The following is a 24,622-nucleotide window of genomic DNA, read 5'->3' on the forward strand; positions in this document are numbered from 1 at the left end:
CAAAAAAGAAGCGGGCCCCTGGGAAAGGAACCGCTTCTTTAAATTTTTACCAGGTCTTTTCTATGGTAACGGCTTTCCTGCTTCCAGCAGCGCTTTGTTGCGTACCAGGAACAGGGATAAAAATATCATGAGCAATCCCGTGCCGAGCAGCAGCCATTCAATCGCGAATATATCGGCAATCGGGCCGAAAATCAACATCCCCATCGGCATCATGGACGTTGATATCATGCTGAACACCCCGAAGATGCGACCCATATAGTTCTCGTCTACCTTCTCCTGGATCATAACCATGGTTGGTGTGTTCAATAGTGGCATCGCTATGCCAAAGATGCCCATGAACACAAGGTAAATCCAGAAATTAGGAACCGCCCCCAGCAAAAAAGTACATATACCCATGACTATAGTTGCCAACGTCATAGTATGGATTTTATTGTTCATCCCGCCCCAAGCCGCAATTAATGCCCCACCTGCCATCATCCCGACAGAGAATACAATCTCGATGGCTGTCAAACGCCAAACATCTTCGCCAAAAGTACGGGTAACTTGCAGCGGCGTCAGGAAGGATGCCGGAGCCATAAGGATGAAGAATAGCGCCATGAAGGGAAAGAACGCCCTCAGGTAAGCCTGCTGACCGATATAAGCCAACCCTTGCTTGAGATCGTCAAAATATCCCGTAGCAACGTTCTCTGCCGCTTTGCGATGAACCGGGATGCGAAAGAACAGCAGCAGCGTCAGGATTGCGAGGGCAGCCGTGACGACATCGATGAAGAAGATGGTCTCAATGCTGGCCACTGTCAGCAGAGCCGCGCTCACGATTGGCGATACGAACATGATGATAGCTTGCAGGCTTCCGTTCAGCCCATTAACCCTTGTCAGTTTGTCTGCTGGCACAATCTGCGGCAGAATCGCTCCAACGGCCGGGCTCTGCACTCCTGCTCCAAGCGCACGGACAGCGGCGATCACGAATAACAGCCACGCCTCATCGTAGCCCGCCAGAAATAGTAGAGCCAGGATGAGCGTTGACAATGCAATCATGCCGTCAGCCAGCATAATCAGCAACTTACGGTTGTATCGGTCTGCCCACACCCCCGCTACCGGAGACAACAAAAAGGTGGGGATAAAGCCGCAAATGATGTACAAGGTCATCATCATTCCCGACTTCGTGTTCAGTGTGATATACCACATGATGGCGTACTGAACCAGAGATGAACCAAATAATGAGATAGTTTGGCTGCTAAGGAACAGGATAATATTCCTTTGCCACCGATCCGGCGACGGATTGGAAGTTGAATGCTCTGCGTGGTTCACCTTTGTCCCCCTTTATCATAAACAACATATGCTTCATTATAGAATAACCCGCTTCTGTCTCCAATACTAAAATTTTAATGCTGTTCCCCCTTACATTTCAGAAGGTTCAGACTCTTCCCGATATCAGTTCTGCTCTCACGGAGAGAAACCTGCCCAGCTCACGGGTGGTGATGGCATCCACCCCCATACCTGCAAGCCGCCTCATATCGTCAGCCTCGGACACCGTCCAGACATACACTTGCAGCCCCTGGCTGTGGGCTTCCTCCAGCAATTCCTGCTGGACAAGCTCATAAGGGAGATTTAACCCGAAGCAGCCAGTCGCCCGACTATCCGCACAAGCATGGGCAACTGCTTTGGCATAGCTAACCGTATGGAAGTGAGCAACATCCACATTTAACAGCTTGCGAAGCTGTGGCGCACCCAACTGTGCCTCAAAAGCGGCGGTATAACCGCAACCGCTCAGAAAGACCTGATCAGCCATATCAAGACGGTCAATCAGCATCGCTAATGGCTCCAAGCAGGCAATCGTCTTTAAGTCCAGATTCATCATGATGCCCGCATCCTTCACAACAGACAGAAGAGTCTCCAGCAGAAGGGGCGGTGAGATCGCCTCATCCTGTAACTCCTCCAAGCTCATGGCCAAAATACTGCCTTCACCACCGTTGTGCAAGCTGACCCTGTCGTCGTGAGCGAGGATAAGCCTTCCATCGCGCGTTACGCGAATATCATCTTCATAAATATCAGCTCCTAGTTCCAGCGCTGCATCCAAAGAAATCAGGGAATGATCAGGATGCCCCATGCAGCCGGTATGAGCAGTCATCAGTGGAAATTTGTGCATGTTATGAAATACCTCACCTTCGGTCAGAAATACGACAAGAGCTTAAAAGCTCAATTTCTTATGTTACGCAACATCGATGATCTCCATATCATCATAATGTTAAGATTATGTAAATGCTGATTCATTTCCTGAGAATAATCCTCTTATAATTGCTTCAATTTTTAGTTTGTGGTGTCACGTAATTGTTCAACTAAAGATCTTTTTTGAAGAATGTTTATTACAACAGAAGATATTATAATTGAAAGCAAAAGAACCACAAGGATATATCCGAGAAGGTAAATCATAGGGAAAGTCCAAACCCATGAATCATCACCAACACTATTTAGATATAAAACAATTCCGAATCCTGCCAAGCCACCAAAAAGTAGGGTAAATACAATATTCCAGCCAGCTAAAATTAATCCCTCGTATTGGATTGATCTTATCAACTGACTTTTACTCATTCCGACAGACCGTAAGATTGAAAATTCCTGCTTACGGGACAGAGTATTTGCCATAAGTGTATTAATAAGATTGATAATTGCGAAAAGCATAGTAAATCCGCTGATTCCCCAAATCACAGCACTTGTACGTTGATACATAGATGAACTTTCTTCATAATAATCGTATAGAGTTTCCAATGATAAGAGTGGATTTTGGGCGACTAAATCTTGAATTTGACTTCTTATTGCAGATTCCTCAGCATTATTATTTATCGAAACAACTACAGTTGAATTTAAGTTTATTCCTCCTGGCACCATTCGTTCAAGTAATTCTTGAGGAATTATAAAATGCTTAGCAGTTCCAAACGCTTTTCCACCAACAGTATCCTCAAAAACAGTATCATTAATTTCACCAGCAATTTTATATTGTTTGCTTTGATAATTTTGCCCATCATACCAGTTGAATGTTATGGTATCGCCAATTTTAAATTTCCACCCATATACAAATTCTGCATGTGAATTTCTTAAAACAAGAATTTCATTGTTATCAATCATTTCTTGATAATTAATTTTTCCTTCGGTAGCGTACTGATTTAGTAAATCTACTTGTTCACTCTTAAAAGGGGATAAGGTATCACGTTCCTGACTGTCCTGATAATTGTAAGAAACAGCTAAGTTCTCAAAAATAGATAGTTCTTTTATTCCACTAATTTTTGAAATTTCTTTTATAAATTGGTCACTTAACGGATTCTGCATTTGTACACCGGTAGCTCCAAATTCATTATTTTTTACTGCATTTCCCGATAACGAAATAATAAATTCTCCATAGTCCATCATGCCTTGTCGTGCGAACTTCTCCATATTGAGTGAAGCAATTAGTGTTGTTCCAGCCAGAAACATAATTCCGGCAATGCTAAGAGATATAACTGTCATAATGATTTTCTTTCGATTTCTTGTAACACTCATGAGAGCAAGACTAAAAGGCGTAATCTTACGGTGCAGACGTTTTGAAAATAACTTTTTGAAATTGTTATAGCTCGAATTTTTAGTAGCTTCTATTGGCGAAATTGAACTTGCCATTTTGGCTGGCTTACGTAAGGATAGAATGACTGTCGTATAAGCAAAAATAAAAATGGCAATGCTGGCTATCAGTGCATTTCTAAGGTTCCAGCCGTCCGGCTTGAAAAAATAGGCGATAGCATATCCTATAGGAAGTCCTAATACAGTACCAATAACACAAAGGATTCTTCCCTCTATTATTATCATTCGCCGTATCTGTTTTGCAGTTGCCCCAATAGTGCGCAATTGACCAAAATCTCGTATTTGATTCTGAATATAAATATAAAAAATACTGTAAATAACCAAATAGCTAACAAATAAAATAAATATGGTTACAAGCAGAACAATTATTATATCTTCCCCGTTAGGGGTGAGCGATTTTGCAAAAGCATCATTTACATCAATGTTTTTATTTAAAAGGCCATAGGTTGTGCCAAGCTCTTGCGCAGTTTCTTCAAAGGAGTTTTTAGACATATTCTCTGTATTCTTTAACTGAACCGCAAGAGCCGTGATAGCGTCTTTTAGTTGACTCCCTTTTTCTGCGTATTCTTGGGAAAAATATAGGGAATAAACTTTTTCAGTTGAACCATTGTCTGTAAAACCTGTAACAGTAAAAGTTTCAGTAATTCCGTTATAAAAAGTAACCGTTATTTTATTTCCGAGTTGTAGTTCCTGCCCAATCTGCCGCATATAGGCTTTATCAACGGCCAATTCATCTATATTTTTTGGGTAGTGCCCCTCAACTATTTGATCTATTAAAATATTTCCGGTTTTTTGTTCAAAGTAGATTGGAATTACTAAATAATTATCAACTTCGCTGCTTGGAGCTTGTTTGAACAAGAGTGTATCCAGAGTTCTTGTATCTTCACTAATTTGTTTAATTTGGTCTACATCTACATCTCTAAACAATACATGGCTTGATTGCCGTAGTTGTCTCTGTTCAGAAGTATTCATTCCCACGAGTGATAAGACAAAAGCTGATAGTAAAGATACAGAAATCATAATGGTAAGTACAATAAGTATGTTTCTTATCTTTCCTGTTTTCAAACTGCGGATGGCAAGTTTTTTTGAAATCTTGCTCGTGTTATTTTCAAATGGTAATGTCATAATATCCCCTCCTAACCAACGATTTTGCCATCTTCAATCCGTACAATACGGTCGGCAAGTTGAGCAATTTCACTATTATGAGTAATCATGACGATTGTTTGATTAAACTCACCGCTAGTACGCTTTAGAAGCCCCATTACATCTGCACTGGTTTTACTATCAAGATTGCCGGTTGGTTCATCGGCGAGAATAATAGCCGGCTTTGTTACAAGGGCGCGGGCGATTGCGACACGCTGTTGCTGTCCACCTGAAAGATTGCTTGGCATATTTTTCAACTTATCTTCTAATCCGAGCATAGACACAATTTCACCTGTAAATTTTTCTTCTGCCATTTCACCGTCAAGCATTACAGGAAGAATAATGTTTTCGTAGACATTTAGAATTGGCACAAGGTTATAGTTTTGAAAAATAAAGCCGATATTACGACGTCGAAAAATAGTAAGCTGTTCATCGTTCATTCTGGCAAGTTCCTTATCCCGCACAACAACGCTTCCAGAAGTAGGAATATCCAATCCCCCCATCATATGTAGCAATGTGGATTTGCCTGAACCAGAGGTTCCGACAATAGCAACAAATTCACCTTTCTCTATAGAAAGAGTTACCCCGTCAAGAGCATGGGTAATATTTGGCTTTATACCATAATGTTTTTTCAAATCTTTTGCTTGTAATATACTCATATCATTCCTCACCTTTTTTGTTTGATGTGCTCATTGTAAAGCAAGAATGTTGCAAAAACCTCCTAGCACAAAGGATTTTGCACACGAATTGCTTCAAGTTTGGGATATTCTTAGCAACTAATTATTTTTAGGCAGGAAAACAGAAAAAGTGGTGCCTTGTTGAACCTCTGAAATGACTTTAATATAGCCGCCCTGTTTTGTAATAATTTCTCTAGCCATATAAAGACCAATTCCTATTCCGTCAATTTCATGGACAGATTCTTCACGATAAAATCGTTTAAAGATTGATGCCTGTTCGCTTTCTGGAATACCTTTCCCTGTATCCACTATGTCTATTTTTATATACATTTCCCAATCGTGGACAGCTATTTGAATACTGCCATTAGCCGGAGTATATTTTACTGCATTATCCAATAGATTAAACAGTGCTTCACCTGTCCAGCGAACATCATGATAAAGGATTAGCTCTTCAGGACAGCTTACGGTAAGAGATAGTTCTTTTTTCTCTAATGGAGCTAAAATACCATTTAGCGCAGATACGATTGTTTCATAGACAGGAGCGAATTTCTTTTCCAAGACAATTAATCCAGTTTCCAAACGAGAAGCTTTCACTAATGCCTGAATCATAAAATCAAGTTTTTCTAATTGACCACTTGTAGCTTGTAAAAACTCATATCTTCGTTCTTCCGTCATAGTACGTGTTAATAAGGTATCATTTATAATCTTTAAATTAGCTATTGGTGTTTTTGTTTGATGGGAAATATCTGAAACAAGGGTTTGTAGCTCTGTCTTTTCCTGTTCAATCTTCTGCCTGTTTTCTTGCATGATATTATAAAGTCGATCCAAACGGTGACTAATGCGGGCAAGCAGACTTTCCTCTTCTAAATTAATCTCCGGCTTATTAGTTCCATCTATCATATTGTCTAATGTTCTGCATAAATCTGCGGTAAACTCAGACAGTTTATATTGAAACAGGTGTAGAAATAAAACGCCCCAAAACAGCATAGAAATAAGCAGTGCCAAGCCCCCATAAATTACAAATGTATTTTTAATTAGTAAATACATCATTGTAATTAGGACAAAGAGCGTAAGGGTTCCTCCTATGGAAATTCCAATAATAATTTTGTGAATAGAAAGAGATTTTTTGCTCATGAATTACCACCGCCAATCCATTGATAGCCTATACCATAAGCGGTTTTAATATACTTATGGTCGCTTACCTCAATTTTTTTGCGTATACGGCTTATGATAGTTGTTAATGTATGTTCATCTACGAAATCGCCGTCAATATCCCATAATTTTTCTAAGAGCTGTCGTTTTGTCAATATTATTTTGGGATTCTCTATAAAGAGAAGCAGTGTGCGGTATTCTTTAGGAGTAAAATCAACAGTATTATTATTCAAACTAGCGGACTGTTCAGAAAAGTCTATTTTCAAAAAGCCATCATCATATAGATCATGCCTTGGATTTTTCTGCTCTATATTTTCAAAAACAGCATTTATTTTCTTGCCAAGAACAGCAACAGAAAAAGGTTTTGTGATATAGTCCGCACCCCCTACCTCATATCCCTTTAGCATGTCGCTTTCTCTATCGTTGGCGGTCAAAAATATAATATAACTATCAGCATACCTTTCTTTGATTTCACCACATAAATCCAGTCCGTTTCCGTCGGGTAAATTAATATCCAGTAATACTAAATCGAAATATGTTTCTCGTAAACATTTAATACTAGAAGCATAGTTATATACCGAAACGACTTCATATCCGTCAGAAATCAAATTGTATGCCACTGTTTTATTTAAAAGGGTATCATCTTCAACTATCAAAATTTTCTTCATTCTAATCACTTCCTCCTATGGCCTCACTATAAAAATTCATATTACAATACAATTGTTGCAGAAATATCCTAAATACTATAAATGAGCAAATTCACTTCCAGTAAATTGTAAAAACAAATAAAAAAGAGACAAAGTGCTTTCCTTGTGTTAAAAAGTAGTCACCACAACACACTTTTAAACGAAGGAGAATCACGAATGTCTCATACCGCCATCGTACCTGAACCGACTGCTGTCCGCAACTACTTGTTGCAGCATCGACTACCTTTGTATTATTCCAAGCCTGTTTTAGCACATCTGGAAACCTACATGACGGCGATACATCCAATACGACGAACCGTTCACGGTGACGAGGCGAACGTCTTCTTTGCGGATGTGCTGTGCGAAGTCTTGAATGGAGACGCGGATCCCTTGGGGGTAGAGAATCCGATTGGTCTTCAGTGCACCGATGACATGATAGCCCGCTCAGAAGCAAGGTCAACGTTTACGGCATATCCATCAAGGGCCAGCTTGCGAATAAAAGCACTCTGATTTTGACTATTCACTTCTGCCATGCGTTTTTGTATGGTGGCTAATTCTTCATGCGTTACCATGATATGAAGCCGCAGATTCCGTTCTCTTTTCCTCAAATTGTTGAATCCGAGGGGGAACAGCTTGTCATAGAGGGTTGCCTAAGCTATCTTGGCATTTAGGTCGCCCAAAGAGTATTATGCGCGCAAGCACTTTTGTTGGCTGTTGTAGGAGCCGCCACCTTGCCGTGACTGCTTGGCATGGCTGATGTTCTGAAAAAAACAAATTCTCAAAAAATAAATCATAACCACCCGTTTGAAGGATGGTTATGATTTTCTCAGCTCTTGCCTATTCCTCGATCACTCCGATGCCACACTCAGGACCCGTAGACCTTCCAGCTTTGCAGGCCCGTAGATGTCGTTTCCTTGGCCACAATCATAAGCCGCAAGCGGTCGGTCGTCACCGGCGAGAATGTCGTTGTGTTGTATTGATCGGCCTCAATCCCATAGCCGGAAGCTCCGGTTACGTCCACCCAGGCTGCCCCGTCCCAATATTGAATGGTATAGCTGGCAGGGAGGTCAATCCCTCCATCGTCATCGAACCAGTATACATCCACCTGATCCACGGTGAAGGTCTCATTCCACTCATATTGAACCCATTGGGTCGTGTTCGGGTTGTCCCAATTCCCATAAACCGCATGTCCACGATCATTGGAGCTGGTTGGTGTGTAGCCGTCATTCAAGCCGTCCAGACTTTCCCAAGGAGACACATAGGAGGCGGAAGCCGTAGCTAGTGGGGCGATATCCTCCGCCTCCTCCTCGCCTCCTCCAGAATCACTAGCCAGTGCAGCAATTTCGCTAGCGCTGAGCCCACGACCGTAAATCCGGAAATCGTCAATGCTTCCGTTCAGATAAGGATCCCCGCCAAATTGAGAGCGCCCGATCCAGTTCTGTGTAGTCAGTCCCAAATGCGATGGACTTAGGGTCAACGCTGTATTTCGCGCGACTTCGCTGCCATTGACGTACAAAATGCCCGTTGATCCGGATTTTGCAACCGCAACATGAGTCCATTCTTCGGTAGGCAGCGGCGTGTTCACACTAATCTGCTGCTCGCTGCCATTCCCATTCGTTGTTATGCCGAATCGCAGCCCGGCGGCTCCCCCGGCATCGGGAGTCAGGAACATATAGCTGTCCGTTCCTGTTCCAAAATCAAAAATCCGGGCCCACTCCGAATTAGCGCCTGGATTCACCCAGGTAGCTACCGTAAAATCGTTCAGATTGCTGGTGATCCCTGAAGGGAGTGATGCGTATGCATTTGTGCCATTCAAGGCCAGCGCATTGCCGGATTTGCCTGTGACCCAGCTAGTTCCACCGGACAGGGTAGCGTTGTACCCATTGCCTGAGGTATCGGTGGCCATCGAGCCCGCTGTCTCATCCAGAGGATAGATAGCTACTACTTCCGGTGTGCCCGGCACTCCCGGACCTTCGCCCGGTTGCAGCTTGATGTCATAGGTCGTGGCCGTGCCGATGTTCAGGGAGACCACCGTCGGTGCTCCATTGATTGCTGTCACATAGCCAACGACATCGTCATTGATTAATACATCATAGGAATCCGCAGCAAGACCGGTAAAGGTAACCTTTGTGGTATGAGCGGTCCCTGGCGTAGCATTCTGGAGCGAAAATTGAACATGGTCCTTGTAGGTTGCTACCGTGGCTGTCGTATAGGTATCCCGCTCCAGTGCCATCCCGAATTTCTCTGTAATCAGATTCAGCTTCTGGAACACTCCGTCTTTGGGAATAACAACGTAGTTGTCCCCACTCTTAGTGACATCGGCCCCATAGCCGTAAAGGCCAAACAACGGGTCGACCGCCACATCGGCGCTCATAATTTTGATCGCACCCCACAGACCAAGATCGGCTTCACCGGACATGCCACGCCATCCGTTAAACAGCGGTCCACCTCCGACACCGAGCGCCCCATGGTTGCCTTTGGTCATCTGATACGTCCAGGCTACCGCCCCAATATCTTCCGGATCGGAACTGATCTGCCCGGAATTGATAGCGCTCAGATTGCCAATCTTTGAAGCATAGGTCAGACGTTGCTCCACCTCCGGATTCGTGGAATAATTGCGCACCCAGTCATCCATCGCATAGCCTTGCAGGGCTACCGTGTACTGGAAGTTCCACCACGGCTCACCTGTAATCGTTACCGGCACCGAGTAAAAGTACCAGAGCGGCATATGGCCGCGAGTCGCCCGAACCTTGGTATTGATCTTGTTCATCATCGTCTGGTTGTTGTTCATTTTCGCCAGCATATATACGGATTCTTCTCCCGTATTATCATAGTTGTATTCCGAACCGTACGGATAAGTAGTGTTGCGGAAGTTGTTATACTTGCGATTCATTTTATTGATAACATCGTTAGCCTGAGTGTTGTAGCCTTCCTCTTGCAATGCCTTGATCATTTCCGGCGTGCTTAACTCACCCATGAGTCCGGTGTTCCAGTTGTAAGCAACCGGACCATCATAAAGGGCTTTAAAAATATTATAGGCTCGCAGCAGATAAGTCGTGCGCGGATGTTCATAATCGATCATATCCGGGTACATCTTCGCCAGCTTGTACATGCTGAAGTAGGTATTGTAAATATGCGGGTAAGCGTAACCCCGATAAGTTGGCGTCGTATTCGGCTCCGGCATCAGGAAATCGTGAATTAAATAATCCTCATGATGCCCATTCATCAGATTGGTCCAGATCGCCGTCTCCAGATAGTCATCCACAGCTTGAATTTCAGACGCTACCGGTCTCTGGACGTTCTTTTCGGCCAAGAACTGGCCATGAGTCAAGCCCCAATCGTCTCCCCAGCCCCAATAACCATCAAATACATTACGGCGGGAGTTCGATTGCATCATCCAGTCGTCAAATACCTTGTCCCGGATATCGCCCGGCACATTCCACTGTTGCTTCTGCACCATAAACGTGGCATGGCGCTGTAAAGCATCTGCAATCGGCTCAATAGCGTAAAATTGCAGGACAGTTTTCTCTCCGCTACCATAGTTGACTGTAATATCATTTTGACCAAGCCTATTTAATTGCAGCGAGTACAGTTGATGACCACCCGGCGCAGCACCCAGCGAAGTAATCGTGGTCTGCGAAGGGTATTGCGCCACGACAGAGTTGATCTCCTTGGTCGTCCGCAGACTGAACTTGGCCGTCTGGTCCGTAGGCACAATCATACCCGGTACGACAGTGAAGTCGATCATGCCTTCCGATTATAGCCGATCCTTCACCGCTTGCTCGTTAGCGGCTTTAAAAAACTTGAAAGCATATGTCTTGCTCGCTCCTGGTGCCAAGATCAGGCTCGTGTTGGGCAAGTAGCCCCGGTTCGTGCTCTTGATGACATTGGAGTGGATGTAGAACACCGTCAGTCCTTCTGGCCAGCCGCCTTGGTCGGCTGCCCACATGCTGCCCGGATGCTCTTCAACCCGCCAGTTGTCCATATATTCAAACCCGGCTCCGGTCGTGCTATCCGGTACCATAAGCAGCGTATTGCCAATGCCGCTTGGACGTTGAACAGTAATATAGGAGTTGTTGTTGGCTACGTTGGAGTGAGTTACGACCCGAGACTCGTAAATTTGCTCGTTCCCTCCAGCTGACCAATATTCATTGAAAGGCAGAGGCAGTCCGAAATCGCCGATCTCCAGCGTTTGATTGCTGGTGTTGGTGACAGTGATCTCCCAGCGCAGGTGGTTGTTTTGCAAAGAGTAAGCCTCGTTCACCCGGAAGTTGCGAATCCCCTCCGCATGGCTGGAATTCTCATACGTAATATTGACCGTATTCCCGGATTGGCTTTGTGTCCGTCCATCTGCAGAGCGGTTGGTCCATGCCGTTGTCCAAGCCCCGTTATTCAGACGGTACTTGAACATCAATTCCCCCAACCACTGGTGATCAGACGTATTTTGCTGCGGTGCGTTGGTAGCATTCATCACGTAGTTGGTCGGAAAGCTATCCCCGACAATCTGCAAGCTGGTGATTTCTCCGTGATCTCCGGTAGTAACCTGAAAATCGCCGTTGGACAATGTATAGGCGGAAGCCGCCTTCGGTAATGCGATAACCAGCGTACTTGCCACAAATAAGCCAACTAGCCATTTCACAGGTCTTGACAACGTCCTTCCTTGCCCCATCATTCGCCGCCTCCTTCTTTGATTCAGGAATAGTCAGAACAGCCCCTCTTCACCAATCCGGGTTCCATTTGTATGCTCGTCCCCTCTCCGCTGCTTGCCCGAAAAACAACTCACCTCCCTTTAACTAGATTTCTCATCTCTCATCTGCCTGAATTTTATGTTATTTTCATTATAATGTAAACGTTGTCAATGTAAAACTATGAATTTTTCATATAAATTAACATTTTATAGATTCCTGTTTCGTAAAGAGCTTCATGAACTGGTCCGCTGGTGGCTTTTCTTCGTGAGTCTATGTCAGACTGGATAAAATGGCCACCCAATTTTTTTCTATTTCATTTGTAACGAAAGTTTAGTTTTATAGATATATAGTGTGAGAGGGGGTGAACTAATGGCGAAGGATTTGGAAGAAATCTATAAAAATCATGCTAACAGCGTCTACAGATATTTACTCAGTTTGACTCATGATGATGACTGGGCTGAGGAACTTACGGAGGAGACATTTTACCGGGCTGTTTATTCCATTGATACTTATGATGGCTCTTGCCAAATCAGAGTTTGGCTATGCCAAATTGCCAAGCATATTTGGTATCAGGAGCTGGCCAAGAAAACAAAGCAAGCCCATCATGAGCTTCACGAGGATATTCCTTCGCCGTCTAAATCCCCGGAGGAAGCCGCACTGTTCCAGAGTCACAAGATGGATTTGTACAAGGCTATTCATCAACTAAGCGAGCCGATGCGTGAGGTTGTACATATGCGGATATCCGGTGAATTTTCATTTGCCGAGATCGGTGAAATTTTGGGCAAAAGCGAAAATTGGGCACGGGTGAACTTCTACCGGGCCAAACAAAAACTTATGGAGGTGCTCTAATGCTTAAATGTCATGTTGTTCAGGATTTATTACCTAGTTATATAGACGGCTTGGTGAGCAAAGAGACGGAGGCGGAAATTCAGCAGCATTTGCAGGAATGCCAAGCCTGCCAGGCTATTTATACTAAAATGTCCACCCCCACAACAGCCGCCCCCTCTAAAGAAGCTCACCGCGAAATCGACTTTCTCAAGAAAATCAGGAGGAAGATTACGGGGAAATTACTTTTGGGTGCTGCCGGCATCGTCCTGGTTCTTGCTGTAGCGGCTTACTTCATCGCAATAGGCTCACCTGTAAGTCAAAATCAACTGGTTTATAAGACTCAGGTTGAAGGAGACCTTTGGCAGCTTGATTTGGAGTTAACCAATAACAAGGCCTTGCTCGTACGGACCGAATCCCTCTATGGTGAAGCTAATGCGGATGGCATCCGCCCGGTGATTGGCAAGATTCTTAAGCCGTATCAACTCGTGCCCTCTCCCCTTCTCGAAGCCGAGAATAAGTCGTTTTTGTATGGTACCCAACTGGACAATTTCGAGCGGGAGGATTATAAAATTATTTTACGGCTCGACGATGGTGATATTACGTTCACCGGGGATAATCTCAATCCTTAAAGATGGCTAGCACTAGTGTAGTGTCCAAGGTCGATGTATAATAAGGGCTCCAAACTAAAATCAGTGGTTGACGTTTGGGCGAAGGGGAGACTGCGCGTTCGTAAAGAAATTCATTCACAAAGGCGACCGCTCCGTTTTTCCAGAACCCCTACGACCCTCCGCTGCATAGGGGCCTGCTGTCAACCACTAGTCTTAAGATAGAGCCATTTGTTTGGTTTATTAGCAGAAATGTTACCAAGGAGTTGGACCCACCGATGACTACGCTCCACCCTGACTATATTCCAGCCATTCTTGAAGCCTATTCGCTTCCTCCTGGCCTTGGAGTCGAGGAGCGCGACAGCGGCATGAATAATACAACGCGGTATGTGCTGCTTCCGGACGAAGAGGTTCGGGTGCTGCGTATCTATGAAAATCACCGTTCAACGGAAAAGCTTGCGGTTGAACACGAGCTGTTGCGGCTGCTCGCGGAGCAGGAACTGCCTTTTGCCATACCTTGCCCGCTGCGCACCCGGGAAGGCGGCACCTGGACCATCGCTCCGGACGGCAAGCTTGCCGCGCTGTTCACTTACCTGTCCGGGGCGAAGCCCACACCGGAACAGCACCACCTGGCTTATGCCTATGGCCTCGCCACAGGCCAGCTTACGCAGGCCATGGAGGGACTGCGGCTTCAAGCCGCCCCCGCCTACCCGCCCTATGACGAATTGCTGGGCGGACACACAGCAGAGGCGGCGGAAAGCGCCCGCCGCCTCTATCATGCCGACCCCGCCCTCGCTTCGCTTGCCGGGGAGGCGAACTTTCTGCTGGACATTTGGGTCTCCTTGTCCAGCCGGGCCGAATCCATCCGCCATTTGGAGCGGCAATGGATTCATGGGGATTTCTCCCACGCCAATGTGCTCATGGACGGTGGGGCCGTCAGTGCGGTGCTCGACTTCGAGTTCGCCACCCATGACCTCCGGGCGATGGAATTGGCCGTAGTCCTGGCCGAGCAGCTATCTGCACCTGGCGGACTTTCCAGACGCGTAGTGCTGGATATGCTGGCCGGGTACCGTCAGGCCAGTCAGCTTACAACGGATGAATGGGCCTGTCTTCCCGAGCTGCTTCAACTCCGCAAGCTTGATGTCCTCCTGCATTTCCTTAACCGCTATGAAGCCGGGCTGGACCCGGTAGCGATCTTAGTGGACCAAACGCGCAAATCCGCAGCCGTCTGCCAATTTATCAGCACGGAAGCGGATTGGATTCGCAGCGTCTAAAGCCTCTATTCGGAGAACTCCGTCAGCAATTCTTCCACTGGAGTTCTCCTTTTCGGCTTGGGTGCTTTATCGAAGTAACCGAGATGCAAAGTTCCCACGATGCGCTCATGGGGCTGCACCCCGACTTGTTGATGAAAGGAAGGGTCCCAGTTCCACTCATTGGTCTTCCAGACTACCCCCACCTGTCGTTCCCATGCCAGCAATTGGATATTCTGAATCAAGGCCGAAGCCGCTCCAAAGGCGTCCTCCCCATATTTTTGACGGGAATCAGCTTCAATGACCACCAGCAGATGGGCCTGCATCAGCTCGCAGTATTGCCTGAATGCCCAATCACTCCAGCGTTCCGCAAGCTCGGACGAATACGTTCCAATCACGGCTTTTGCAAAGCGTTTTCGGGCATCCCCGGTGAACAGGATGAATCGCCACGGCTCCTTCCTGCCGTGAAATGGCGCCCAAACAGCATCTCGCAATATACCGAGAATAACCTCTCGCTCCAGTGGCTGGCCGTTAAAATCCCGAACGGTTCTTCGCTCCCTAATGATGGATACTATGTCCTTCTCCTTACCTGCCATCTCCGGTTATTTCCCTTCCTCGGGACTTGCCGGAGCCAGCATATCTACCGCTTCCTTCATCGTCTCCCGAATCGTGACAATATCGGAGCCATAATACTTGTCTGTCTCCAGGAAATGCAGCTTCCCGTTTTTCACTGCATCCAGGCTGTTCCATAGCCCCGATTCTTTAATCTCTTCAAAGGCTTGGCGATCATCGCCCTCTTCACGTACGATAATGAACAGATGGTCACCCGCAAATTCCGGTAATTTCTCCATGGAAATTTGCACGGCCGAGCTGTTGGGATTTTGCTCAATTTCAGCGGTCACAGCATCCGGTGCAGGAAGCTGCAAGCTGCTGCGCAGCATATATCCGGCGAAGTTCCGGTTTAAATAAATACGCAGACGACCCTTCTCCACCCGGAAAATAGACACCGTCTCGTCGCCAATCGCGGTGGTCAAGCGCTCTCGTGCAGCTTCTGCCTCCTGCTCATATTCGGTAATCCAGGCTTTCGCTTCCTCACTCTTGCCCACCAGTTCAGCCAGTTTGACGAAGATACCATAGATAGGATCCTGGTCGAAGCTCAGGTAATATACCGGCGCAATCCGAGCGATCTGTTCCATCTGCTCTCGGTAAATCTCCAGGAATACAGTAGGTGCTACAACCAGATCCGGATCAAGCTCCAGGATTTTCTCCGGGTTAGGCGGGTCACCAATACGGTCCACCCCTTTCATCTGATCCAACGTATAAATGACCTTAAATCCGTTATCCCCCGAGGCGATCGGCTTGATGCCCAGTGTCAGTAGTTCGGGAGCAAACTCCCCGGCCACAATCCGGGATGGTGTCACGGGAACCTCTACTTTACGGTCCAAGTCGTCCACGACAGTGCGAGTCTCCGCAGATGTCGAAATCGAGTTTTGCGGGTCATCATTATTTTTTGATGTATTCGCCAATCCGCATCCTGTCGCCAGCAATGCCAGTATTAATAGCAGCACCAATAACGTATATCCCGGTTTTCGTTGTAGTTGCAAGTCATGATGCAAATTCATCGGACCCTCCCGCTTTTTCTGTGATAATGATTATCAATTTATATTTTAATCATCTCATCAGAACGGCTCCATGGCGAATTCTTGCGTAAGGGATGGATTATTCCGACATACGGCTCCCGGATAACAGCCAGCCGGCCGCTTCCTCCATCTGGAAATAAATAGATATAGGATCATAAGCCAGCCAACGGCTGACGTCTAATTCATATACTCGGCCTGAGAGACGAGCGGGATGAGAACGAAATGAATGGGCGGCCTGCAACTCCCTCCACCGTCGCCGTGCTCCTTCTTCCGGCTGTACCACGACGAACAGATCATCGGCTTCGTAAAATCCGATTTCTTCTATACTTATGGCACTGGAATGAAAATGAATATTGCATAGACTTTGCAGCAGAATGCGCTCGGGAGGAACCATTTGTAAAGAGCGATAGAAGGGATACCCCATATTTTGCATGCCGTAAATTTGCAGCAACGGTTCCCTGACGCGAAGAATCGCTACACAACGCGGCTTCCCGCCCTTCGCATGCTGCAATCGCAGCATATGACGGCGTTCTTCGTACCCCTTGATCCAATGTGCCGCCTGCGCCTCTTTGCCAAAAAAGTGCGCAAGTTTGAGAAGCTGCCCATAAATCGGGTCCTCCAGCACGTCCAAATATACAACCGGGGCAACCTCTGCCAATCCTTGCTCGTGCTGGCGATTCATTGTGATGATGACATCAGGCTTCAGCGCAGCCAAACGCTGCTTGTCCACCTCCCGTTCCCGGGATAAAGACAGTGGCTCAACATCCTCCATCCATGGCACATATTTACCGATGGCTTTGACATCAGCCGCAACAGGCCTCACACCAAGCGCCAGGCAATGCCCATAACCATCGAGTGCGACCACGCGAAGCTGGGGCGAGGCCATATAAGCTGAAGGAGCTATGCCAACCATTTGCTTGAACCTGCGGCTAAAATGGTATGGGTCCTCGAACCCTACGCTGCGGGCAACCTCCATAATGGAAGCGGGCGACTTGGCGAGCAAGGATTTCGCCTTCTCCATCCGCAAGCGTGTGATATACTCCTTTGGGCTGGTCCCCGTTTGCTTTTTGAACATCCGCGAGAAATGATCCGGGTGAATGCCCGCAATGTCAGCCAGCTCAGAACGGCTAATTGACTCGTTCAAATGATCCTCTATATACGTCATAGCTTGTTGAATATGCCCATTTTTCATGATTGCACCTACCGTCTTCCATTCATATGAGAATCATTATCAGTAGAATTATAGCATATTCAAGGCACAGGATTTTCAGCATTTCAAAGGTTCAACCACCCACCAGTGGTTTTCGGTTTCCCACGCTTCGCGTACTCAACTGACTTAAGCCATCAATAAAGCGATCTTGATCAAAATAAAATTTTGACCAAGATCATTTAAAATTTTATTTTTTCCTTTTTAACAATTTACCTAAGATATATTATTGAATAATCCTTGTAAGGCGAATTTCAGAACTTATATAGTTTACGGCAGTAACTAGAGTAGAATCAATAATTATGCCCTCTCCAAATGGGATTAAACGCACAGTGTCACCTGCGTTAAACACGGAGTTTGAAAAAAGCACGGAAAGCTGACCAGGAACAGCTCTATCGGTAGTAAGTGCGGTCGATGCATTTCTTACCAACCGTACATTGCTTGGTGGACTTGTCGAGCTTACTCTAACCCTCGCTTCTACTAGATAGTAGCCAGATTGAGTTATAGTTACTAAACCATCGGAGTTAGTAAATGACCCTGGGACATTTTCAGTAATCTCAACTAGAGGTATAGTACCGTTTTCCGGAATTGTTGTTGGTGGTACTGTATCATTAGCATCCCGAGTAATTCGCCCAACTAACATACTTTCTGTTGGTCCTGTTGGTCCTATAGGCCCTGTAACCCCATCAGCTCCTGCTGCACCTGTTGGTCCTATAGGCCCTGTAACCCCATCTGCTCCTGCTGCACCTGTTGGTCCTGTGGCTCCTGTCGCTCCTGTGGCTCCTGTCGCACCAGTTGCCCCTGTGGCTCCTGTGGCTCCTGTCGCTCCTGTTGCACCAGTTGCCCCTGTCGCTCCTGTTACACCAGTTGCCCCAGTTGCTCCTGTTGCTCCTGTCGCTCCTGTCGCCCCTGTCGCTCCTGTCGCTCCTGTGGCTCCTGTCGCTCCTGTTGCCCCTGTCGCTCCTGTTGCCCCTGTCGCTCCTGTGGCCCCCGTCGCTCCTGTGGCCCCCGTCGCTCCTGTGGCTCCTGTCGCCCCTGTGGCTCCTGTCGCTCCTGTAGCTCCTGTCGCCCCTGTGGCTCCTGTCGCTCCTGTCGCTCCTGTCGCTCCTGTTGCCCCTGTTGCTCCTGTTACACCAGTTGCCCCTGTCGCTCCTGTTGCCCCTGTCGCTCCTGTTGCCCCTGTCGCTCCTGTGGCTCCTGTCGCTCCTGTCGCACCAGTTGCCCCTGTTGCTCCTGTGGCTCCTGTTACACCAGTTGCCCCTGTCGCTCCTGTTGCCCCTGTCGCTCCTGTGGCTCCTGTTACACCAGTTGCCCCAGTTGCTCCTGTGGCTCCTGTCGCTCCTGTTGCCCCTGTGGCCCCTGTCGCTCCTGTTGCCCCTGTGGCCCCTGTCGCTCCTGTTGCCCCTGTCGGTCCTGTAAGCCCATTTGGTGCTTCGATATTTATATTGGCTGATCCAGGTGCAACGGTTATATCGAGAGTAGTAGAGATGAAGTTCATTGAATCTCCCGGCAACATAGCTGCAGAGCCGCCAGTTTGATCATTAACCGAGAAAAGCGCAATGCCAGCATCAAACGTTCCAGTCGGCCCAGTCGCTCCCGTCGGGCCAGTAGCGCCAGTCGCTCCAGTGACACCAGCTACAGCTAATGGAGTATAATCTGGAGATGAGCCTGGAATACCACTAGGCGGGGCTGAATTTACCATATAAGTGCTGCCGTTGTAGGTGACAACTTGACCAACTGGATAGGTTGGTGTATTCAAAGGGTCAAATACAGTTAAACCTCCTAACCCAATACCGGTAGCCCCAGTAGCACCTGTAGGTCCGGTCGCTCCGGTTGGCCCTGTGGGTCCCATAGGCCCCCCAGCAGGACCAGTGGGCCCTGCTGGGCCAGTAGGGCCTACCAATACACTTGAGTTAAGAGCATGATCCATTTTGGTTTGTAGAAACATTTGATTACGTGTAGTATTATTCAAAATGTTTCCTATACTGTTATTTATTCTTAACAAATCTTCGATTGTAGCTGGAGAACCAGTTAAGCCTGGCAGTGTTCCTAGTACATATTGCAATTTTTCCCCTTCTGCATTCAGAATGTGACTAAGCCCCAATTCTTCCATAGCAATAGATGATAGAATCAGGTTAATTGCATCCTCCCTTGTTAAAGAAACACTCGGTGTAATATTTGGCAAGTTAGGTTGAGTCATGTTTACTACCTCCATCACAATTTGTAATTTCGATACCTATATATTGTATTCAATTATTAAAAATTGCTTTGTGTTCTTTCCTTATTATCTATACATTCAAAAGAAAGTCCGCATGTTTCTCCACCATCTCCACTTTATGGAGTAGACTTATAGCATATTCAAGTTATAGAATTTTCAGTATTTTCAAAGATTCTAGCTGTCGCGTCACATCGTTTATTTCGTAATCAACAAAAAAAGCAAGCTCTCCCAGATCGGAAGTGCTTGCTCCTCTTGTGCTATTTGTTCATCTTATTCCTGTGGATGGTTTCCGTGAATATCCCATTTAGGTCGGGACGGCTCCGGTTCTGGAATTACCGTATCGGGAGTCAATGTAATAAATGACATATCCTCCTCTGGCGTATTAGAAATGTCCTTTATAAAAACAATGTTTTCCTCTTGGGAGAACTCAAGAAAGCTTTTTAACACCAGAGCATTGTCTGCCGTTAAAGCCCCATCCTTCGTCAAGACAAGGTTTCCATATTCCCCTGAATAATCCAGACCATTAAATTCAGAGGTATGGATAAGTACAATTTGCAGGTCCTGTAAGTAATAAACCTTTGCTCCGGTCGCTTCTCCTACAATACGCAGGGGAACATAGACGCTTCCATTTTCCGCAAATGGAGCTGCCTGCAAGCCTTTCTTTTGACCATTAATGTAGGCGGATTTGCTGCCAAGTGTAAAGGACACCTTAAGGCCTGCCTTCGTTCCTGTTACCGTCTTCGCCTTAGCGTCATACGCAACGGCGAGCCCAAGCTCATCGAATATCTTACGGAATGGAACAAAGGTGATACTCCTCTTACTCACAGCACTTACTATAAGTGGCTTCCCATCAACGACTACATCTGTTTTGCCAAGAAATGCCGAAGCTGTTAAGGGCATTGCTCCAATTGCCATAACCATAGCTATAAAAACCAACAAAACACTTTTCTTTATCAAAATATTCCCTCCTTAGCAATATACCAAGGAATATCTTATCATATATTCTCTGGAAAACGGGAAAATTCGTGAGCATTGACGTCTGTATCACACCGTATTATACTGTATTTGTATATACAATACAGTTACTCGCGAAATGGTGGTGTCAGCTTGGAAATTGTAGTGAGCAATCACGCAAACCGTCCTTTATATGAGCAAATTGCAACCCAAATTAAAGCGGCTATCATGAGTGGCGAATTGAAAGCCGGAGAAGCAATTCCTTCAGTGCGCTCATTGGCGAAATCGTTGAAAATTAGCGTATTAACCGTTCAGAAGGCATATGCCACTTTGCAAGAAGACGGCTTTATTGAAACAACCGCAGGTAAGGGCTGCTATGTGTCAGCCCAAAACCAGGATTTTTATCTTGAAGAACAGCAGAAAAAGATCGAAGAACATTTCACAAAAGCAATTGAGATCGCTCGTTCCAGCGCTATAAATCTTGAAAAACTGACCGGACTGCTCACACTTTTATATGAGGATAAGCTTTAAATGACCAATAACATACTGGAGGTGCTTTACTCTTCCCCGCGGTGTAATTATGGGACTCATCGGGGAAAACGGCGCGGGTAAATCCACCACAATCAACTGCATTTTGAATGAAGTGCAGAAAACCGCTGGACAAATCCTGATTTTTGGCAAAGACCACATGACAGACGAAATTGCAATCAAGGATCAAATCGGTGTTGTATTTGACGACAATCATTTTCCCGATATTTTTACGCCTGTGGAAATCGGCAAATACATGTCCGGCATTTATTCCCGTTGGGATTGGCAAGCTTATCGCAACTATTTGCAACAGTTTCAGTTGCCTGACAATAAAAAAGTTAAGGATTTTTCCAAGGGATTTTTCCAAGGGGATGAAAGTAAAATTGGCATTTGCGGTTGCCCTCTCCCATCAGGCCGACTTCTTAATTCTGGATGAAGCCACTAGCGGGCTTGATCCGATTGTACGGGACGATATCCTGGATATATAAAGGGGGTTGCCTTTAGCAGCTTTGCGTTAACGCTTTTGTTCATTGCGCTGATCTTACCGTCAAACTACTCTATGGGCGTTAATGCCGGCTTTGTGATGATGCTGGTGTTGTTAGGTGTCATTTTACTTTTGGGCTTTTGGTCGAGTAAGCACGAAAATGCAATTATCCTGTCCGTTGTGAATCACTTTGAGCTATGGATGGGAGCTCGCTGCTTTAGCCGTTATTGTTATCTGTCTGATCCAGGAAATAAATGAGAAACGAGCCCTCTGCTTGCTTAGCGGCTCGTTTCTCTTGAATATGAATTTGAATCCGGAGTTAATCTTCGCTCCCTACCTCCGCCACTTCATAAACCGGTAGTCCAGCACATCCACCAGCAAAAATAACAAAAAGCCGACCAGGCTGAACAGCAGAATTCCGGCGTACATTTGCGGATAATCCAGCCGAAGCCAAGCATCCATGATGAAGAAGCCCATGCCATGCTCGGTTCCATAAATCTCCGTAAAGAACAGGACCGAAATCGCGGTCCCCAACGAAACCCGAATCGTGCTGAGGATGACGGATAAGGCGCCGGGTAAAGTAACATGCCAGAACTGCTGAACCCGTCTTGCCCCGATACTCGTCAGTACATCATAGGTGCTTGCCGGTATCGCTTTGATGCCATCGCGAACAGAAATGATAATCTGGAACAACAAGATCAGCATGATCATAAGAATCTTGGAGGTCTCGCCCAGTCCAAAGAACAACATCACCACGGGGAGCAAAGCGATTTTAGGTACCGGGTACGTCAAATACACCACCGGATCCAGCAGTTTGTTCCAAAGGGCGGAACGTCCCATCAGCAGCCCGACAAGCAAGCCGAGAATCAGTGCCAGCAGAACGCCAGCAAACACGCGCATCAAGCTATAGCCTACATTCAGCACAAGCTCTCTTCCACCAAGCTGGCCCATCGCCAGATAGACTCCGGTTGGGCTAGGCAGCATAGGATGATTCACCAGAATATGCGCCACGTACCAGATGGTATTCATCCCCATGAACACAAGCAACAATCTCAGGATATAATTAAGTCTCCGCGAATTCACCATATTTCCTGCATAACCTTTCTGACCTTCTTCATTTGGGCAAAAAAAGCATCGCTAGACCGCTTCTCCGTAAGCTTCAGCGCAAATACTTCCCCGTTGTCGATGATTTCCGCAGGATCGCTTTTGCTTGAAGGGAGAACAATCAATTTCTGCCCGAGCAAAATGGCCTCGTCCACATCATGGGTCACGAATAGCGCGGTAGCCGGATTGGCCTGCCAATGCTCCAGGAATAACTGTTGCAGCGTCTCCCTTGTTATGGCATCCAGGGCAGAGAACGGCTCGTCCAGCAATAGCATGGATGGAGCGATGGCAAAAGCTCGGGCAATAGCAACCCGTTGCTGTTGACCTCCGCTAAGGGATAGCGGATAACGCTCCGCCAGCTCGGCAATGCCCATCGCCGTTAGCCAGTGGTCTATTTGCGTTTCCCGTTCCTGCTTGCTTTGTCCCTTGGGATGCGCAATGCTCATCGCTACACGAATGTTGGACTTAACGGTCTTCCAGGGCAGCAAGCCGTAATTTTGCGGAACCAAGCCCATCAGAACGTGCTGTTCACGCAAAGAGCTTCCATTGAACAGCAGTTCACCCCGGTATTCCGGCAATAGACCTGTAATAGCGCGGAGCAGCGTAGATTTCCCGCTCCCGGAGGGGCCGAGAATGGTATAGATGCCATGCTCGGGCAAAGTGAAACTGATCTTCCCCAATGCCAGTTCCCCGCTTCTGTACTCTACCTCAAGCTCCTTGACACATAGTCCGTTATTTCTTGAACTGGACATCGGAGATCACTTCTTCGGGGGTAATGTCTTTGGTCAACAGCCCCTGTTCACGAGCCCAGGCGAAAGCCGCTTCCACTTCCTTCACATCCACCTGGTTAGCCGGAATGTAAGCAGGCACCTCAATTTGCTCCTTCAAGGTTTCAGGATAGCCTACCTCTTTAATCACCAGATCGATGTAGTCCGCTTTGTCATGGGATTGCATATAAGCAACTGCCTCATCATAAGCAGCGTACATGGCGCGAATCGCCTCCCCCTTGGCATCGATGGCGCTCTGCGGGAAAGCCAATACGAACGGATTTACATTCGCCTGGTGCGTCGAGCTAAGCATACGCAAGCCTGCGGCTTGGCCCATCGTGACAAAAGGCTCCGGTAAAATGGCCGCATCCGCCTTATTATTCTTCAACAGCTCCAGCCGGGTTGGAATTTGCGGCACCTCTGTAATCCGAATATCCTGCTCTGCTAGACCGGCCTGCTTTAGCATCATTGCAACAGTATATTGCGTTGAAGTGTTCTTGGACAGGATCACCGTCTTCCCTTTCAGGTCCTTCACATCCTGAATTTCGCTATTGCCGGTAAGCAGGTCAAATTCTCCAAAGGTAGTGCTGGTAATTTTGACATCCAGCCCCGCTTCATTATAGATGGAGATCGCCACCAGATCAGCGCTGATTCCGTCCACCTTCCCTGCTTGAAAAGCCACGTCCCGATCCTTGGCGCTCTTGAATGTCTCAATATCCAGAAGAACCCCGTGCTTTTGATCAAAGCCTTGCTCATGAGCAATCACAAATGGAATGGCATCAATGGAGGGCAACAGGCCCAGCGTCAGCTCAGCCAATTCCTCCGGCTGATTTTTTGCCGAATCAGCTACCACCGGTATGCCGCTTACCTCACTCGTATTCGTAGTGCTAGCTGCTTTGCTGCCGCAAGCCACCCCCACCATGCCGAAGATCAGCATCAGTGCAAGCAGCATCATAGTTCTTTTAGTAGTTCCAAGCTTCATTGTTGTCCCATCTCCCTGTATGTTCTATCTATAGTAGGCATAGCCATGTGCCATACTGGCTCAAGTTTGTTCTACCGTCTTTACTTGCAATTTTATTCAC

19 protein-coding genes and 5 pseudogenes are annotated in these 24,622 nt (G+C 46.6%); 7 read left to right on the forward strand and 17 right to left on the reverse strand.

The window, feature by feature from the left end; genetic code table 11:
- Positions 1 to 60 precede the first annotated feature (60 nt).
- From C557_RS0115905 to C557_RS0115930, 6 genes are all read right to left on the reverse strand, one after another.
- Positions 61 to 1,308: an MFS transporter gene (locus C557_RS0115905; protein WP_018752883.1), complete on the reverse strand. Its 1,248-nt coding sequence runs from the start codon at positions 1,306 to 1,308 to the stop codon at positions 61 to 63.
- A 106-nt stretch (positions 1,309 to 1,414) separates the two neighbouring features.
- A complete protein-coding gene (locus tag C557_RS0115910) occupies positions 1,415 to 2,146 on the reverse strand; it encodes a glycerophosphodiester phosphodiesterase (protein WP_018752884.1) in 732 nt (243 codons plus the stop codon).
- 161 nt (positions 2,147 to 2,307) lie between these two features.
- Positions 2,308 to 4,734, reverse strand: a complete 2,427-nt coding sequence (locus tag C557_RS0115915) for an ABC transporter permease (protein WP_018752885.1) — start codon at positions 4,732 to 4,734, stop codon at positions 2,308 to 2,310.
- 11 nt (positions 4,735 to 4,745) lie between these two features.
- Positions 4,746 to 5,411: an ABC transporter ATP-binding protein gene (locus C557_RS0115920; protein ID WP_018752886.1), complete on the reverse strand. Its 666-nt coding sequence runs from the start codon at positions 5,409 to 5,411 to the stop codon at positions 4,746 to 4,748.
- Between the two features lie 117 nt (positions 5,412 to 5,528).
- Entirely contained in the window at positions 5,529 to 6,563 is a 1,035-nt protein-coding gene (locus C557_RS0115925; RefSeq protein ID WP_018752887.1) for a sensor histidine kinase, read from the reverse strand.
- Positions 6,560 to 7,249, reverse strand: a complete 690-nt coding sequence (locus C557_RS0115930; RefSeq protein ID WP_018752888.1) for a response regulator transcription factor — start codon at positions 7,247 to 7,249, stop codon at positions 6,560 to 6,562. Before C557_RS0115930 ends, C557_RS0115925 begins: the two co-directional genes overlap by 4 nt.
- 195 nt (positions 7,250 to 7,444) lie before the next feature.
- Between C557_RS0115930 and C557_RS25710 the strand changes: the two are divergent.
- Positions 7,445 to 7,564 (forward strand): annotated as a pseudogene (locus C557_RS25710) (IS701 family transposase); the annotation flags it as partial.
- Here C557_RS25710 and C557_RS25495 read toward each other — a convergent pair.
- Positions 7,562 to 7,708, reverse strand: a pseudogene (locus C557_RS25495) (IS701 family transposase); the annotation flags it as partial. The pseudogenes C557_RS25710 and C557_RS25495 sit on opposite strands and share 3 nt — an antisense overlap.
- A gap of 424 nt (positions 7,709 to 8,132) precedes the next feature.
- Positions 8,133 to 11,936 (reverse strand): annotated as a pseudogene (locus tag C557_RS23640) (DUF5695 domain-containing protein).
- 388 nt (positions 11,937 to 12,324) lie between these two features.
- Between C557_RS23640 and C557_RS0115955 the strand changes: the two are divergent.
- From C557_RS0115955 to C557_RS0115965, 3 genes are all read left to right on the forward strand, one after another.
- A complete protein-coding gene (locus C557_RS0115955; RefSeq protein WP_018752893.1) occupies positions 12,325 to 12,804 on the forward strand; it encodes an RNA polymerase sigma factor in 480 nt (159 codons plus the stop codon).
- A complete protein-coding gene (locus tag C557_RS0115960) occupies positions 12,804 to 13,412 on the forward strand; it encodes a zf-HC2 domain-containing protein (RefSeq protein ID WP_018752894.1) in 609 nt (202 codons plus the stop codon). Before C557_RS0115955 ends, C557_RS0115960 begins: the two co-directional genes overlap by 1 nt.
- 254 nt (positions 13,413 to 13,666) lie before the next feature.
- Positions 13,667 to 14,662, forward strand: coding sequence for a phosphotransferase (locus C557_RS0115965; RefSeq protein WP_018752895.1), 996 nt, complete (start codon positions 13,667 to 13,669; stop codon positions 14,660 to 14,662).
- A 5-nt stretch (positions 14,663 to 14,667) separates the two neighbouring features.
- Here the strand turns inward: C557_RS0115965 and C557_RS0115970 are convergent, their stop codons facing one another.
- From C557_RS0115970 to C557_RS0115990, 6 genes and pseudogenes are all read right to left on the reverse strand, one after another.
- Positions 14,668 to 15,234 carry a nitroreductase family protein gene (locus C557_RS0115970; protein ID WP_018752896.1) on the reverse strand — a complete coding sequence of 189 codons (567 nt, stop codon included), beginning with the start codon at positions 15,232 to 15,234 and terminating at the stop codon, positions 14,668 to 14,670.
- A gap of 6 nt (positions 15,235 to 15,240) precedes the next feature.
- A complete protein-coding gene (locus C557_RS0115975; protein WP_018752897.1) occupies positions 15,241 to 16,260 on the reverse strand; it encodes an ABC transporter substrate-binding protein in 1,020 nt (339 codons plus the stop codon).
- Between the two features lie 97 nt (positions 16,261 to 16,357).
- Positions 16,358 to 17,470: a helix-turn-helix domain-containing protein gene (locus tag C557_RS0115980; RefSeq protein ID WP_018752898.1), complete on the reverse strand. Its 1,113-nt coding sequence runs from the start codon at positions 17,468 to 17,470 to the stop codon at positions 16,358 to 16,360.
- Positions 17,471 to 17,711: 241 nt separating this feature from the next.
- Entirely contained in the window at positions 17,712 to 19,433 is a 1,722-nt protein-coding gene (locus tag C557_RS25020; protein WP_240472976.1) for a collagen-like protein, read from the reverse strand.
- Positions 19,434 to 19,457: 24 nt separating this feature from the next.
- Positions 19,458 to 19,700, reverse strand: a pseudogene (locus C557_RS25780) (alpha-helical endospore appendage domain-containing protein); the annotation flags it as partial.
- A 273-nt stretch (positions 19,701 to 19,973) separates the two neighbouring features.
- The gene (locus tag C557_RS0115990) at positions 19,974 to 20,660 is read right to left on the reverse strand and encodes a stalk domain-containing protein (protein WP_018752900.1); all 687 of its coding nucleotides are present in this window, start codon (positions 20,658 to 20,660) and stop codon (positions 19,974 to 19,976) included.
- A 150-nt stretch (positions 20,661 to 20,810) separates the two neighbouring features.
- Between C557_RS0115990 and C557_RS0115995 the strand changes: the two genes are divergently transcribed.
- From C557_RS0115995 to C557_RS25195, 3 genes and pseudogenes are all read left to right on the forward strand, one after another.
- A complete protein-coding gene (locus C557_RS0115995; RefSeq protein WP_018752901.1) occupies positions 20,811 to 21,188 on the forward strand; it encodes a GntR family transcriptional regulator in 378 nt (125 codons plus the stop codon).
- Positions 21,189 to 21,195: 7 nt separating this feature from the next.
- Positions 21,196 to 21,492: pseudogene (locus C557_RS25500) on the forward strand (ATP-binding cassette domain-containing protein); the annotation flags it as partial.
- 64 nt (positions 21,493 to 21,556) lie between these two features.
- Positions 21,557 to 21,673, forward strand: coding sequence for a P-loop NTPase family protein (locus C557_RS25195; protein ID WP_169338241.1), 117 nt, complete (start codon positions 21,557 to 21,559; stop codon positions 21,671 to 21,673).
- 329 nt (positions 21,674 to 22,002) lie between these two features.
- On the opposite strand, the gene C557_RS0116010 is transcribed toward C557_RS25195, so the two are convergent.
- The 3 genes from C557_RS0116010 to C557_RS0116020 are packed head-to-tail and all read right to left on the reverse strand — an operon-like array spanning position 22,003 to position 24,522.
- Positions 22,003 to 22,755 (reverse strand): ABC transporter permease, encoded by a 753-nt coding sequence (locus C557_RS0116010; RefSeq protein ID WP_018752903.1) that lies wholly within the window; start codon positions 22,753 to 22,755, stop codon positions 22,003 to 22,005.
- Positions 22,749 to 23,525: an ABC transporter ATP-binding protein gene (locus C557_RS0116015; protein WP_018752904.1), complete on the reverse strand. Its 777-nt coding sequence runs from the start codon at positions 23,523 to 23,525 to the stop codon at positions 22,749 to 22,751. Before C557_RS0116015 ends, C557_RS0116010 begins: the two co-directional genes overlap by 7 nt.
- On the reverse strand, positions 23,506 to 24,522 hold the full coding sequence (locus C557_RS0116020) for an ABC transporter substrate-binding protein (RefSeq protein ID WP_018752905.1): 1,017 nt from the start codon (positions 24,520 to 24,522) through the stop codon (positions 23,506 to 23,508). Before C557_RS0116020 ends, C557_RS0116015 begins: the two co-directional genes overlap by 20 nt.
- Positions 24,523 to 24,622 lie beyond the last annotated feature (100 nt).

The sequence above is a fragment of the Paenibacillus sanguinis 2301083 = DSM 16941 genome (assembly GCF_000374825.1).
Taxonomy (GTDB): Bacteria; Bacillota; Bacilli; order Paenibacillales; family Paenibacillaceae; genus Fontibacillus; species Fontibacillus sanguinis.

Coding starts and splice junctions, on each gene's coding strand:
- C557_RS0116010 (WP_018752903.1), bottom strand. CDS start 22,755: ATGGTGAATTCGCGGAGACTTAATTATATCCTGAGATTGTTGCTTGTG.
- C557_RS0115930 (WP_018752888.1), bottom strand. CDS start 7,249: ATGAAGAAAATTTTGATAGTTGAAGATGATACCCTTTTAAATAAAACA.
- C557_RS0115925 (WP_018752887.1), bottom strand. CDS start 6,563: ATGAGCAAAAAATCTCTTTCTATTCACAAAATTATTATTGGAATTTCC.
- C557_RS0115980 (WP_018752898.1), bottom strand. CDS start 17,470: ATGAAAAATGGGCATATTCAACAAGCTATGACGTATATAGAGGATCAT.
- C557_RS25195 (WP_169338241.1), top strand. CDS start 21,557: ATGAAAGTAAAATTGGCATTTGCGGTTGCCCTCTCCCATCAGGCCGAC.
- C557_RS0116015 (WP_018752904.1), bottom strand. CDS start 23,525: ATGTCCAGTTCAAGAAATAACGGACTATGTGTCAAGGAGCTTGAGGTA.
- C557_RS0115975 (WP_018752897.1), bottom strand. CDS start 16,260: ATGAATTTGCATCATGACTTGCAACTACAACGAAAACCGGGATATACG.
- C557_RS0116020 (WP_018752905.1), bottom strand. CDS start 24,522: ATGAAGCTTGGAACTACTAAAAGAACTATGATGCTGCTTGCACTGATG.
- C557_RS25020 (WP_240472976.1), bottom strand. CDS start 19,433: ATGTTTCTACAAACCAAAATGGATCATGCTCTTAACTCAAGTGTATTG.
- C557_RS0115910 (WP_018752884.1), bottom strand. CDS start 2,146: ATGCACAAATTTCCACTGATGACTGCTCATACCGGCTGCATGGGGCAT.
- C557_RS0115960 (WP_018752894.1), top strand. CDS start 12,804: ATGCTTAAATGTCATGTTGTTCAGGATTTATTACCTAGTTATATAGAC.
- C557_RS0115915 (WP_018752885.1), bottom strand. CDS start 4,734: ATGACATTACCATTTGAAAATAACACGAGCAAGATTTCAAAAAAACTT.
- C557_RS0115970 (WP_018752896.1), bottom strand. CDS start 15,234: ATGGCAGGTAAGGAGAAGGACATAGTATCCATCATTAGGGAGCGAAGA.
- C557_RS0115965 (WP_018752895.1), top strand. CDS start 13,667: ATGACTACGCTCCACCCTGACTATATTCCAGCCATTCTTGAAGCCTAT.
- C557_RS0115955 (WP_018752893.1), top strand. CDS start 12,325: ATGGCGAAGGATTTGGAAGAAATCTATAAAAATCATGCTAACAGCGTC.
- C557_RS0115920 (WP_018752886.1), bottom strand. CDS start 5,411: ATGAGTATATTACAAGCAAAAGATTTGAAAAAACATTATGGTATAAAG.